Genomic DNA, 12705 nt, shown 5'->3' with positions numbered 1-12705 from the left:
CGTGCAACAGACACGGGGCTTACACTTGATGCGCAGATTTCTATCCCTCGGGCGGCCCCTTGCATGGGCCCTCACGCTGGTCGCTCTGGCGGTCGCCACGGTCTACCCGACGGACTTCGAGCGGCACCACGCCGAACCGCGCGGCGGACAGTATGACCCGCTTGTCATTGGTGTCGAACAGGTCGGCCGCCATGTGAACACGGCGCGTCCGCTTCTGATGGTCATCGCGCTGCGCGACGTCGTTGGCGCCAAGCAAATGGTGGCCATCACAGCGGCAGGCATCCTGGCCACCCACGGGCCCAAGCGCCTTCTCAATGACGTGGAGATCGCGGGCACCCGGCTTGGCCAACGCCCTTCCTCCGCAACGAGCAAGCACAACATGCCATCTGGTCATTCCAGCTTGGCCAGCGCGGGCGCCTGTTTCATGGTGCGCCGCTACTCACACTGGTTCGGCGTTGTCGTTTGGCCAATCGTTCTGCTGACCATGTATGCGCGCGTGATGTTGGACGCGCATACCGTGTCGGCGACGATCGCTGGGGCGATAACGGGTGTCCTCGTGGCTTGGCTGTTCGCCCGAAAAACCTCGGGGCTGCGGGATGTCGCCGCGGCGGTGCGGACCCGCAAGCGATACCTGACAAAAGTGTAATCTGCCCGTCAGGCGCGCGCGAGATCGGGTCCATAGCTCAAGGGTATCAACACAAGGAGCACCCACAACATGACCCGCCTCAAGGCCAACTTCCTGTCCATCCTCGGTTTCGCCCTCGGGCTCGCCGTCCTCGGGATCTTCGCGAGCATTGGCCTGGCGGTGCTGGGCGGTTTGGTCCTGGCAACGCTGATCCTCGCCGGGATCGGCTGGGCCTCTGGCAACGGACCCACCAAGCCGCGCCGGACCGCCTGAAGGCGCGCACGACCCCGCCCCTCTTATCCCCTGCCCTTCTGCTATCGGAACCTCCATGACCTTCGCATCCAAAGCCCTGACGCTCACCCTCGCCCTCGGTCTGGCCGCCGCACCCATCCTGGCCCCGGCAGCCTTGGCGCAGACCACACAAGCCGCAACGTCGATCACGGTCGAACAGGCGGTCGCCATCGCGCTCGACGCCCAAGCAGGCACCATTGGCGAGGCGGAACTTGACCAGTTCGAGGGGCGGCCCGCCTACGACATCGAAGTGATCAATGCCGCCGGTCAGGAGATCGAATTCAAGGTCGACGCCGAGACGGGCGAGATCTTGAACCAATGGACCGACGACGACCCCACCGATGACCCCGTCGCGGGCAGCGATACGGACGGCTGAGCCAAGCCTCCGACAGCACACAAAAGGGAAAGGACAAGGCATGAACCGTCGTCAGTTCTGCGGTGGCGCCGCCGCACTTGGTCTCGGCACCGCCACCCTGACCCAGGCGCAGTCCAGCCTGCGTCCGCTTCCGATACCGCCGTTAATGGATCTGCGCCCCGGGGTCGACAAACGGATCCCCCTCGTCCTCGCACCCGGGCGACATGACTTTGGGACGGGCACGCTCAGCGAGACTTTTGGCATCGGCGCGCCCTACCTGGGCCCGGTGATCCGAGCGTCATCGGGACAAACCCTGCCCTTTGACGTCTCGAACGGGATTGGCGAGGTCACGACCCTGCACTGGCACGGCCTGCACATTCCCGGCGACGTCGATGGTGGTCCCCATCAAGAGATCGAACCAGGGGAGATGTGGTCCCCCGATGTCCCCCTCGCCCAGCGGGCCGCGACGACCTGGTTCCACTCACACACCCATGGGCGCACGGCGCGGCAGACGTACAAAGGCCTGGCCGGTGTGCTGATCGTCGAGGACGAAGACAGCCGGTCCGCCGACCTGCCACAGACCTACGGCGTGGACGATTTCACCCTGATCCTCCAGGACAGGGCCTTCGATGGGACGGGCCAGCTAACCTATATGCTCAGCGCAGAGGTGTTCGAGGATGGCTTCGAGGGCGAGACCCTCACCGTGAACGGCACGCTGGCGCCTGTCGGTCGCGCGGTGCCGCGGGGCCTCGTGCGTCTGCGCCTTCTCAACGCCTGCAATGCGCGGTTCCTGACCCTCTCCATGGCCGCCGGTCCCCTCCATGTCATCGCATCGGACGGCGGCTTCCTGACCCGAACGGTCGAGACCGAGACGATCCTGATGTCCCCTGGGGAGCGTTACGAGGTTCTCGTGGACATGGGGTCAACCGAGGAAAACAGCCTGCTCGTGCGCTTCGGCGCGGACGCGGGCATCATGGCGCGGCTCGGCGGGCTGTTCGGCGGCGGCGGCCCCATGACGGCCCTCACGCTCACCCGGACCGCCGAGGCCGGCACCATCGCGACGATGCCAGACCGTCTCGCCGCGCTGGATCCGCCGGACCCGTCCGCAGCCACGGTCACGCGCAACTTCACGCTAGAGATGGAGACCGGCGCGGACCTGGCAGCCCTCGCCATGGCCTGGGACAACTTCTGCGGCGATGCGGGCGCAATGGCGATCAACGGGATGCCCATGAACATGGACCGGATCGACGAAGAGGCCCGGCTGGGCGACACCGAAATCTGGCGCATCTCCGTCGATGACATGCTGCATCCGTTCCACATTCACGGCTGCTCCTTCCGCATCCTCACGCAAAACGGCGGGCCACCGCCTGCCTATGCCGCTGGATGGAAAGACATGGTCCATGTGGAAGACGGCTGGTCAGAAGTCCTTGTCCGCTTTGACCACCCGGCGCCCGCGCAGGCCCCCTACATGTACCATTGTCACATCTTGGAGCACGAAGACTGCGGGATGATGGGGCAGTTCACGGTGTCGTAACTCCCATCACAGCCAGATAAGGGTATGCTCTCCCTAAGCTTTCATCCAAATGCGTAATACCGGATCCCACCATGCCAATCATCGAGCCAACGGATACGACCAGCGACACAGGTCTTCCGTTTCTGATGGAATGGCTGCGCGCGCCCCGACAGATCGGGGCGATTGCCCCATCCGGCAGGCATCTGGCCGCCGCGATGACCGATGACCTTTGTCCCGCGTGCGCCCCGGTCATCGAACTCGGACCAGGCACCGGGGTCTTCACCGAAGCATTCCTCCGGCGCGGCGTCCCGGCCCAGAGGGTTGCCGCGGTCGAGCTGAACAACACGTTCGCGACCGGGCTGGCGGCGCGGTTCCCAGACATTCAGGTCTTGCGCGGTGATGCCACCCGGCTGGCCGCCCTGTCCCCCTTCGGCCCCGGCGGCGCCCATCGCGTGATCTGTGGCCTGCCGCTGCGGTCCATGGCGCCCAAGACCATCCTGCGCATCCTGTCCGGCAGCTTTGCAAACCTCGCCCCGGGCGGTGAGCTTCGCCTCTTCACCTACGGGTTGGGGTGCCCCGTGCCCGCGTCAATCCTCGACCGGCTCGACCTGCGGGCCAAACGCAAGGCGTTTATCCTGCGCAACGCGCCGCCCGCCGCCGTCTTCTCGATCCAGCGACGCGGCCCTGCTTTGCCATGAAGCGGTCCGCGCCTGATCCACAGGTCGGGCATCGTCACCTGCCATGACCGCCGTCGAGACCTGGGGCGCGCCGCTCCTCTTTCTGATCGCCTTCGTCAACGCGATCCCGTTCGTCTCTTGGCTGATCCCGGCGGAGCCGCTCTTCGCCTTCGCGGGAACCCGTCTCGCATCGGGGAGCGGCGCAAGCTGGGTTCTCGCCGCCTATCTCGGCGCCTGGGTCGGGTGCCAATGCTCCTTCTGGTTGGGCCGGCTTGCCGGACGGCAGTTCCTGGATCGGCGCGGGACCGACGGGTTGCTGATCGGGCGCATCCAAACCCTCTACCAGCGCTACGGCGCCTTCATGGTCGTGATTGCACAGGCCATCGCGCCGATTTCGACCCTGGCCCAGGCGATGGCGGGCGTCTTCGGGATGCGACCTGCCCTCTATGCCGTTGTGTCGCTCCTCGGCGCGGCCATCGAAGTGGGGCAATACACCTTGATCGGCTATCTGGGCGCCACCGTTCTGGCAGCCTTCGGCCTCACGCCCGGACAGGTCCTCCTGGAATGGATCGGGCCCTACGCAGCCCTGGGCCTGCTGCTCGGCTTGGTGACGCTGGGTGTGGCGCGCATTCTGCGCCGGGGTCGGTCCTCCCTCCCGCTCCGGGCGGCCTATGCTACGGTCTATACCGCCCTCCTGGTCGCCGCCGTCAGCCTGGGGAGCCTCGCCCTCTCAACCGACCGGACGCATCCTTTGGGTCCCGTCCCCCTGGCCACCGCGTGCCGCCTGTTGGAGGGACCGCTCATCGCGTCAGCCGGATCGACAGCCCTCCATCGGACCAAGCCGATCAACATCGTCCTCGCGAGCATCGACCCCGAGATCCTTCTGGACAATGCTGGCTGGTTGCGCAGCCCCACGCTGGCCCAACGGGACATCGACGTGATCGAGCACATTCAGATGACATGGGCAGGCCTGCCACCCGCCTCGACGCTCCTCCTCGATGGCCGGGCCACTGCGCTCGCCTGGCAAGAGGACCGTGGCGTCATCCCCCGCGTCAAGCTTCGCCTCTGGCCCGTCGAAACCCCCGCAGGCGCGCCACCCATCCATATCGGCGCCATCGCGCGGATCGACGGGCTGTCGCTGACCCTCGATGGGTGGCTCCCAACGCTCGGGTATGACCTGGAGGCAGACCTCGATCCGGAACGCGATAGGGTCGGCCAGGCCCTGACCGCTGGCGCGGGCATTCCGCTGGCCTACGTCGCGGGCGCGAAGGGTCAGACCGACGGAGCCGGATACCAAACCGATGGCCGCGTCCTGGTCATCGGAGAGATAGACCTCAGCAGTCGGTGTCGGGGCGCCGCGGATTGACCATGGGCGCCCGCTTGGGCGTCGAGGCCCGCCCCCTGGACAGACACAGCAGAGCCTTCATTCCATCGGCCTGAGCAGCTGACGTCCGTCCACAAAGACAGGGCCGATCGCCCTTCTGCGGTGCAAACGAGGTCTCAACGTCGATTGGCTACGATACACGAATAAACCATGCTCGCGTCTAGACGGAATTGTTCCAGATACCGAAGCAATTCCGCCTTACTTTGGCCGCACTCCGATATAAGCAACTGTAAAATATCATATAATTACGTCGGCGTTTGCCCTAGAAATGCCACACTTACTCACGGAATCGTTGACATTTTCCATGACTAGTGCACCGTTGACGTGGCGTCAGTGTGCCAGAAAGGAAGAGAGCATACCAAAGCGCCGACACAGTCAGACCTGTTTTAAGGAGTGATTATGAAGGGACTACATCTCGCAGCCGGTTTGTTTGCCTTAGGCCTCGGCAGCTTTTCTATGGCACCCGTAAAGGCGGCCACATTGGATTTCTCAGGAAACATCTGCAACAACGGCAATGCCTGTAGCAATGGCAATCTCATTGACCAATCCTACGGGAGCATCACGGGTGTCGATATCACCTATGATGGATCCCCGAACGCAACAGGGGATCAGCAGTTCCTCTATTGGGCCTCGGATTACTCGGACCTGACGGACATCGCCTATTTCAATGACGGCGCTCAAATCACGTTTGAGGCCGCGCAGAATTACGAGGTGTCCATCGCCAGCCTCGATCTGGGCGCCTGGCCAAGGGTTAACCGGTCCCTTGGGTTCTCCATTGCCGATCTCGGGACCAGCAACATCCTGTTTAACACTGGCCTTGTGACCGTCAGCGGTGCCATTCGGTCGAGCTTTTCGCCGGGCGTCACGTCCAAGTCGGGCCTTGTGGTCTCGTTCTTCGGTGACTTCTTCAACGGCGGTGTGGACAACATCGTCTATGACGCCAAGCTGAGTTCGCCCGCGACCGTTCCGCTCCCGGCAAGCGTTCTCTTGCTCGGCGCCGCGCTGGCCTGCGGTTTTGGCCTGCGCCGTCGTAAGCAAGCCTAGACCCACGGCACCAACGTCAGACACGTGGGCTTCCCCTGACGGGGAGGTTCACCTCAGTTGTACGATCCAAGCGCACCGTTAGCGTCGTCAGATGAACCGAGGACGGTCAGTCAGAAAGCTGCTGAAGCATCTGTTGACCCACGCAAACCTCCCCGCCACCAAAGCCGCCCGGTTCATGGCGCCCATTACCGACGTTTCAGCAGGCTGTGGATTTCCGCCACCAGGCTGTCGATCAAAGCGCCGTCCAACTCCGCGCCACGCACGTGGATCACCACGTCTCGCCCGTGACGCTCCGCCGTGACGTCCAGACCGGCGGCGCGCACCCCATGGGCCTGGGCACTTTTGCGCGGGCGCCCTTTGCGGATCCCCTCGGCCGGGGCGCTTGGCCCCAACGAGGCCAGCGCTGCCTCCAGAACCTCCACCTCCTGCGCCGGGGTCTCGGGCCGCTGCCCCGCCAGAAAGTCGCGCAGGGCCTCGTCGTGGCCATCGCGCAGGGCCGACGCCAGGCGCAGACCGTCCCGTTCCCGCAACAGGTCGGGGAACTGCAGCATATCCCCCAATTCCTCAAAGATCAGGGCGAAGGACCGGATCTTGGACCGTTTCGCCTTGCTCGCCACGGGGAACAGCGCTTCGACGGCGGCCTCGGTATTGGCAAAAGCCCCCTGCTGGGCCGCGATCACGGCGATGCGTCCCCGCTCGAAGTGGCTGAGCTGGGCGCGGACCTCGTTTTCTTCGACCATAGCGGCAAAGGACCCGCCGAGGGCCTCGGGGTCGCGCAGGATGGCGCGGATGGTGGCGAACTGCGGCAGGTCCGTCGCCTCCCGCAGGTCGCGCACAGCCATCAGCCGCCGGTACCCCGACAACAGGCCATAGCCCTGCCCTGCCCCGCGATCGAAAACCTCGATGGGCAGCCGCAGACCGTTCTTCAGGATCGACCCCTTCAGCTCCTCCATCTCGTCCGCGTCCAGCACCAGCCGGTCGCGCACCAGGGCATCCGCCTCGATCTCATCCAGCGGGATTTGCCGCAGAAGCAGCCCCTCCGCCTCCGCATGGGCCAGGGTGGCGGCCGCCTCTCGGTCGGCAGGCGCGCGCGGGTCCACACCGACCGCCGCCTCGCCCGCGATCTGGGCAATGGGCGCGGCCTTCGCCGGCCCCCGCGCGGCGTCCAATTCCGCCTCCAGACGGGACAAGTCTGCCGCGCTCGGCGCCTCCAGCTTGCGTCGCTTGGCCATCAGACGTCCTCCCCTGCCATTTGCGCGTCGCGCCACCAGGTCCCCAGGATGACCTCCTTCACCTCGGCCCAAGTGCGGTCGAAGGTCTCGCGCCCCCGGACATAGGTCTCTCGGTTGAAATCCCGGTAATCGGTCTCGTAGATCCCGCTCACTTGCTCCCCGGCCTGGCCTACCATGGCAGTGGTCTCTTGGCGGTAGGTGGTCATGAAATCCCCGAAATAGGCTTGGATGACATTGGCCAGATCGGTCTGCTGCGCGGCGTCGAAACGCGTAATCAGCGCGCGCACCGCATCCCACTCGAACCGGGTTTCCTCCAGACCCATGGCGCGGCGGCGCGAATTCTCCCCGTCCTCGATGGAGGCGAAGGTCGAATAGATCATGTCAAAGAACCGCCCGGTGGAGTCGAACTCCAAAAACGACGCGCCCAGGGGCACCAGTAGGATATCCGCCGCTGCCAATGCGTTGATCGTCAGATAGCCGAGCGCGGGCGGCGTATCGAGCAGCACGATATCGTAGTCATCCAACATCCCGCCGTCCTGCAGCGCGTTGTGCAGCGAGTCCCACAGCGCCCAGCCCCGCCCCTGCATCCGCCAGACAGGCACCTGAAACTCGGCCCAGTACAGGTTCAGCTGTGCCCCAATTAGATCGATGTTGGGCCAGTGGGTCTTTTGCACCAGGTTGCGCGGGTCAACTGTCAGCGCCTCTTTCAGTGTCTCATCAAGGGGAATCGGCGCATCACCCGCCGCGCGCCGCACGCGGTTCTCCCCTTCGACGTGCTGCGCGAAATCACGGGCGAGCAATGGGAAGACCGTTTGCCATTCGTCGTCCACCGCCCCGCCCATGATCGACGTCATGGACCCCTGGCTGTCCAAGTCGATGACCAGCACGCGGTACCCGTCGAGCGCCGCGCTCATGGCCAAATGGGCGGCGGTGGAGGTCTTGCCCACGCCGCCTTTGAAGTTGGCAACGGCCAGAACCTTTGCCTGCACGCCCTCGGGGCGCCATGGCTGATATTCTCGGTCCTTGGCCCCTTCCGCTGCAAAATGGGCGCGCAAGGCCATGACGTCGTCCAAGGTGAACCACTTGGTGTTCCCCTCCCCTTCCCCTTGGGGCAGGTCTGGGTTCTGGCGGAGCACGCGGCGCAGGTGGGCCGTTGCCACGGGGATCAGGTATTTGCACACTTCCCAGGTAGAAAAGCGCCGCAACCGCTTTTGCCCATCCGGGGCATAGCCACGCCGGGCCAGGTCATCGCGGCCTCGCATGGCAAAAGCGGCGGCCTTGGAAAATCGCGCCGTGTCTATGGGCGGCGCTAAGCGGTCCGCGGCGGCCTTGGGGTCGATGTTGACATAGGGCGGAAGGGTATCTTTGTCGGTTGGTGCACGTGCCACGGTGAATGTCTGCCTCTGCGTGTTCGCTTCTTTTCGCGATATCGCGAAAAATATGGCACACGGCGGGTCTTTGCGCCAAGCCTGTTTCCCAACCAAAGACAAAGATCATCTCAATCTGTGTGATTTGGATTCTCTTTGGATTCTTATTTGAGATATTTACGGCTCTAGGAATACGCTAAAACAACGACTTACACGTCTTCGGGGACCTGTTTACAGGTTCAATGGCACCATTTCGCAGGGCTTTGGGCACCCGTCTACGGGATTGTGGGCGCCGATTCGCAGGAAGACCCAGCACAGCCCCCGTTTTCCCTTGCTTTAGTCCCTGTTCGAGGCCGTTGCAGACTCAGCACTGGAGCGCGCGTCCCGCAAACGGGTCCCTTTGGCATTTAAAGGTGCCCATCTACGGGATGGTCCATAAGGTCCCCAGAACACAGTTGCCACCGGATACCTTTCGGGTCAAACTATCCACAACAAGCGGCGACAACAGACCGTGCGGAGCAGACATGGACGATATCCCAAAGGACCAATTGACCGGTGCATTGCGCAGGGGCGCCGTAAAGAAGCACGTGGCCGCCATCCACGTCTCCGGAAAACTTACCCTGCTTCAGCGGAAGCTTTCCAACGTCCTTCTGTTGAACGCCTACGATACGATCACCTCCCAGGTCAGTCATCGCATCGATGCGCGGACGCTCTGTCTGATGATCGGCTATAACTCCAACGACATTGAGACCCTCAAAACGGCCCTGCGCGGCCTGGCCGAGACCACGGCAGAATGGGACATGCTCGACGAACAGGGGCGCCAGGAATGGGGTATCTCGGCCCTCCTGTCCTACGCTCGGCTCAAGGGTGGGGTTTGCGAGTATGCCTACTCCCCTGCCCTTGCGGAAAAACTCTATGACCCGAAGGTCTTTGCGCTGATCAACTTGAACATCCAGCGGCGGTTCACGTCTGGACACGCGCTGGCGCTCTATGAGAATTGTTACCGGTTCATCCGCACCGGCTCCACCGGGTGGTGGGATCTGGACCTGTTCCGCCGCCTTTTGGGTGTTGGAGACAGTGCCTATTACGAGACTTACAAGCACCTGAACGCCAAGATCATCAAGCCCGCTGTGGCTGAGGTGAACAAGACGTCGAACATCCTGGTGACGCCAGAGGTGCGCAAGATGGGCCGGTCCGTCTCGCACATTCGGTTCACTTTGAAAGAGAACCCGCAGCTCTCGATCCTGGACTTGGACGACGGCACCGGGCTTCGGAAATCCGCAGCCTATGGCCGTCTGCGGGACTTGGCGGTGGGCGACCGGCTCGCGCGGCAGTGGCTTAAGGAGCATGGTGAGGCGGCGGTCTCGGCCAAGCTCGATTACCTCGGTGGGCGTGACGACGTCCGGAACCCTGCGGCCTACCTGCGCCGTGCCCTGGCGGAGGGACCGCCGGAGCAAGCAGAGGTTTCGCCGCGAAACCTTTCCCCCCGCGCGGCCCGCCTTGGTGCCATTCGAGACGCCGCCGCAGGCCGGTCCCCCACCCAGCGAGACGCCGACCGTCGCCTGTTCTCAGCGCGCCTGGATACGGCGCAGCGCGCCGATTTCGAGCGCCACGGCTGGATGTCACCACTCAACCGCGAAGCTATCGAGGCCTTCTGGGAAGAGCTCGTACCAGGCGTCTTCGACGAACTCGCCTGATGGTTTCGCGGCGAAACCTCGGACGCGCTGTTCAACAGACTGCCGCCTGATTTCCCTTTGATCACGTAAGGCAACGGATGGGGCCAGATCTTCGCAATCTGCACTGCGCTTAGGTCTTGGAACGCGCGAGTCGGTGCCGTAGCCTCCCCACGAAAGCAATGCCGTCTGCCACGGGATTGAGGGGGTCGTCAGATTTTCCAGCGATGTCGCACGTGTTTACGAACTGTTCATTCAGGTCGTGGATGACTGTCAAAGATATCATCGTGGCGATGGCTCAGGTGGAAAGTGGACCCATGCAGACCGTAATTGTGGATGTCCCCCTCGGGACCAGCGCAGCGCAGCTACAGGCGATGATCGACGCGGCTGACGGCCCCACGACCTTCCGGTTGCAGGCGGGCGACTACACCTTCGATCGCCCTATCGCCATCGAGCGGAGCGATATCTCCTTGATCGGCGCGGGCAGTGATCTGACGCGCATTAAAGTGACCGCAGCCGTGGGCAACGATCCCGTCATTCGGGTGGGGCATGAGCTTCATCGGCCCAAGATCGAGGACACGGTGGATCTGGCCTCTGCCGCCTCCGTGGGTGACAGCAGCATCCAAGTCGCCTCCGGGCATGAGATCGAGGTCGGCGATTTCATCCAGATCACCCAGGAAAACACCTCCGCCTTCTTCTCCGAGATCGGCGACACGCGGTGGCGCAAGGATAAGGATCTGCGCACCCTTCTGGTGGAGGTGACGGAGGTCGACGGCGACACCATCACATTCGATGGAGAGCTGACGTTCGATTACGACCCATCGATTTCGTCGGTCCAGACCCGGACGCTCCTGACCGGGAATGAGGTGTCAGGATTTACGATGGAGGGACCGTTCGGCGCTGCTGATCCTGGAACCTTCTCCAACGTGAAGGGCGCATATAAGGGCGCGACGATGATCATGGTTGGCGGGGTTGCTGGCGGTGTGTTCGATGACATCTCCATCGTCGACGGCTTGTCCCACGGTATCACCTTCGCGGGCAGCCGCGATCTGACCGTCACGGGTTTCAATATGGACGGCACCCACAACAAAGGGGCCGGGGGCAACGGTTATGCCCTTTGGATCCGGGACGTCTACGACAGCAGCTTTCACGCCGAGGAAATTCGGGACACCCGCCATGCCATCCTGTTCGGCGGCTACAATACCGCCAGCGGCAATGACGTCACGCTGGAGCGGTCGAACCGCGACGTGAACTTCCACGGTGGACGCGATCAATTCAACACTGTGACGGTCGACGAGTTGATCCGCACGCCCGAGGAACAGGTGCGGATGTCCCCCGCCGTTTGGTTCAACCCGGGGACGCATTACGGCGCGCCGACGGATCCGACGACCAATGACGTGCGGTTCGGCACCTTGGTGGCCAGCAACAAGTCTGAGACTGTCCATAGCCGTGACACGGGGTCGGTGATCTTTACCGTTGCTGGCGACGATGTGGTGCATACGGGGGCAGGGGACGATTACGTCGATCTCGGCTCTGGGCGCGACACGGTCTATGCGTCGGGGGGCACCGACCGGATCGTGGGCGGTTCGAGCAATGATGTGGTCGTCTTTGCGAACGACCTGAGCAGCTACGATATCTCGCGGTCCGGTGATGTGCTGATCGTGCGGGCGCCGGGGCAGGCGACCTATGTCATGGAGATCGAGGACGCCGTCTTCGGGGGGGGCGAGTTCGACGTGGATGACTTGCTCGATGGGGCGTCAAGCGGGGTTCTGCCAGATTTCGGTCCGGCGCCCGACCCCCTTGCCGATAGCGGCGGCGGCACAAACCCTGACCCTGACCCTGACCCTGACCCTGACCCTGACCCTGACCCTGACCCTGACCCTCAGCCGACGCCCGATCCGATCGTCGTGCCTGGGTCGGATGTGGATTGGTCACCCATACCCACTGCTGGCTTTGCCACTGTCACCGCCGGTTCTGGATGGCAGCGGCACACGACCTCGGTTGACCTCGTCATGGGAGACGGCCTCGAAGGGGTGACGATTTCCTCCACCGGGGCCGTGAGCGTCGTCGGCAATGCCCTTGATAACAATATGTTGGGGGGGAACGGCGCCAACCGGATGGAAGGCAATTCCGGCGACGACCGAATCTTTGGGCGCTCAGGCGATGATACGGTGATCGGTGGCGCCGGTGATGATTTCGTCGATGGCGGCTCCGGCGACGATGCCCTGACGGGCGGCGAGGGAAATGATACCCTGGAGGGCAGCACCGGCAATGATGTCTTCCTCGCCAGCACCGGCGTCGACCGGATCGACGGCGGTGAACAGGAAGACACCGTGATTTTCACTGCCGCGCGGTCGGCCTATGACGTGACACTCGCCTCTGGCGGTGCCGTGGTCACGGGGCAGGGCGGTCAGACGCATGTGACGGGCGTAGAATGGCTCGTTTTTGCGGGCGAGACTGTTGCTTTTGCGGATCTGGCAGGCTCGCCCGATCCCGATCCCGATCCCGATCCCGATCCCGATCCCGATCCCGATCCCGATCCCG

11 protein-coding genes are annotated in these 12705 nt (G+C 63.6%); 9 read left to right on the top strand and 2 right to left on the bottom strand.

What is annotated here, in order from left to right; all coding sequences use genetic code 11:
* Positions 1-28 precede the first annotated feature (28 nt).
* From K5R33_RS18150 to K5R33_RS18120, 7 genes are all read left to right on the top strand, one after another.
* On the top strand, positions 29-646 hold the full coding sequence (locus tag K5R33_RS18150) for a phosphatase PAP2 family protein (RefSeq protein WP_220750502.1): 618 nt from the start codon (positions 29-31) through the stop codon (positions 644-646).
* Between the two features lie 69 nt (positions 647-715).
* Entirely contained in the window at positions 716-898 is a 183-nt protein-coding gene (locus K5R33_RS18145) for a hypothetical protein (RefSeq protein WP_220750501.1), read from the top strand.
* 55 nt (positions 899-953) lie between these two features.
* Positions 954-1292, top strand: coding sequence for a PepSY domain-containing protein (locus K5R33_RS18140; RefSeq protein WP_220750500.1), 339 nt, complete (start codon positions 954-956; stop codon positions 1290-1292).
* Positions 1293-1332: 40 nt separating this feature from the next.
* Entirely contained in the window at positions 1333-2805 is a 1473-nt protein-coding gene (locus tag K5R33_RS18135) for a multicopper oxidase domain-containing protein (RefSeq protein WP_220750499.1), read from the top strand.
* A 71-nt stretch (positions 2806-2876) separates the two neighbouring features.
* Positions 2877-3482 carry a class I SAM-dependent methyltransferase gene (locus tag K5R33_RS18130; protein ID WP_220750498.1) on the top strand — a complete coding sequence of 202 codons (606 nt, stop codon included), beginning with the start codon at positions 2877-2879 and terminating at the stop codon, positions 3480-3482.
* A 43-nt stretch (positions 3483-3525) separates the two neighbouring features.
* Positions 3526-4827, top strand: coding sequence for a VTT domain-containing protein (locus K5R33_RS18125; RefSeq protein WP_220750497.1), 1302 nt, complete (start codon positions 3526-3528; stop codon positions 4825-4827).
* A gap of 417 nt (positions 4828-5244) precedes the next feature.
* A complete protein-coding gene (locus tag K5R33_RS18120; RefSeq protein ID WP_220750496.1) occupies positions 5245-5889 on the top strand; it encodes a PEP-CTERM sorting domain-containing protein in 645 nt (214 codons plus the stop codon).
* Positions 5890-6074: 185 nt separating this feature from the next.
* Here the strand turns inward: K5R33_RS18120 and K5R33_RS18115 are convergent, their stop codons facing one another.
* Together K5R33_RS18115 and K5R33_RS18110 are read right to left on the bottom strand one after the other, a co-directional pair.
* Complete coding sequence (locus K5R33_RS18115) at positions 6075-7121, bottom strand: ParB/RepB/Spo0J family partition protein (RefSeq protein ID WP_220750495.1); 1047 nt, start codon at positions 7119-7121, stop codon at positions 6075-6077.
* Positions 7121-8509: an AAA family ATPase gene (locus tag K5R33_RS18110; RefSeq protein ID WP_220750494.1), complete on the bottom strand. Its 1389-nt coding sequence runs from the start codon at positions 8507-8509 to the stop codon at positions 7121-7123. Before K5R33_RS18110 ends, K5R33_RS18115 begins: the two co-directional genes overlap by 1 nt.
* 503 nt (positions 8510-9012) lie before the next feature.
* Between K5R33_RS18110 and K5R33_RS18105 the strand changes: the two genes are divergently transcribed.
* Complete coding sequence (locus K5R33_RS18105; protein ID WP_220750493.1) at positions 9013-10185, top strand: replication initiation protein; 1173 nt, start codon at positions 9013-9015, stop codon at positions 10183-10185.
* 242 nt (positions 10186-10427) lie between these two features.
* The coding region (locus tag K5R33_RS18100; protein ID WP_305067760.1) for a calcium-binding protein at positions 10428-12705 on the top strand (2278 nt) is incomplete at its 3' end.

It is taken from the genome of Jannaschia pagri (genome assembly GCF_019655435.1).
Taxonomy (GTDB): domain Bacteria; phylum Pseudomonadota; class Alphaproteobacteria; order Rhodobacterales; family Rhodobacteraceae; genus Jannaschia; species Jannaschia pagri.
This window is presented reverse-complemented; position numbering and strand designations above follow the sequence as displayed.

Excerpts from the sequence above, each read along its gene's own strand:
- K5R33_RS18150 (WP_220750502.1), top strand. The coding sequence starts at position 29 with ATGCGCAGATTTCTATCCCTCGGGCGGCCCCTTGCATGGGCCCTCACG.
- K5R33_RS18145 (WP_220750501.1), top strand. The coding sequence starts at position 716 with ATGACCCGCCTCAAGGCCAACTTCCTGTCCATCCTCGGTTTCGCCCTC.
- K5R33_RS18140 (WP_220750500.1), top strand. The coding sequence starts at position 954 with ATGACCTTCGCATCCAAAGCCCTGACGCTCACCCTCGCCCTCGGTCTG.
- K5R33_RS18135 (WP_220750499.1), top strand. The coding sequence starts at position 1,333 with ATGAACCGTCGTCAGTTCTGCGGTGGCGCCGCCGCACTTGGTCTCGGC.
- K5R33_RS18130 (WP_220750498.1), top strand. The coding sequence starts at position 2,877 with ATGCCAATCATCGAGCCAACGGATACGACCAGCGACACAGGTCTTCCG.
- K5R33_RS18125 (WP_220750497.1), top strand. The coding sequence starts at position 3,526 with ATGACCGCCGTCGAGACCTGGGGCGCGCCGCTCCTCTTTCTGATCGCC.
- K5R33_RS18120 (WP_220750496.1), top strand. The coding sequence starts at position 5,245 with ATGAAGGGACTACATCTCGCAGCCGGTTTGTTTGCCTTAGGCCTCGGC.
- K5R33_RS18115 (WP_220750495.1), bottom strand. The coding sequence starts at position 7,121 with ATGGCCAAGCGACGCAAGCTGGAGGCGCCGAGCGCGGCAGACTTGTCC.
- K5R33_RS18105 (WP_220750493.1), top strand. The coding sequence starts at position 9,013 with ATGGACGATATCCCAAAGGACCAATTGACCGGTGCATTGCGCAGGGGC.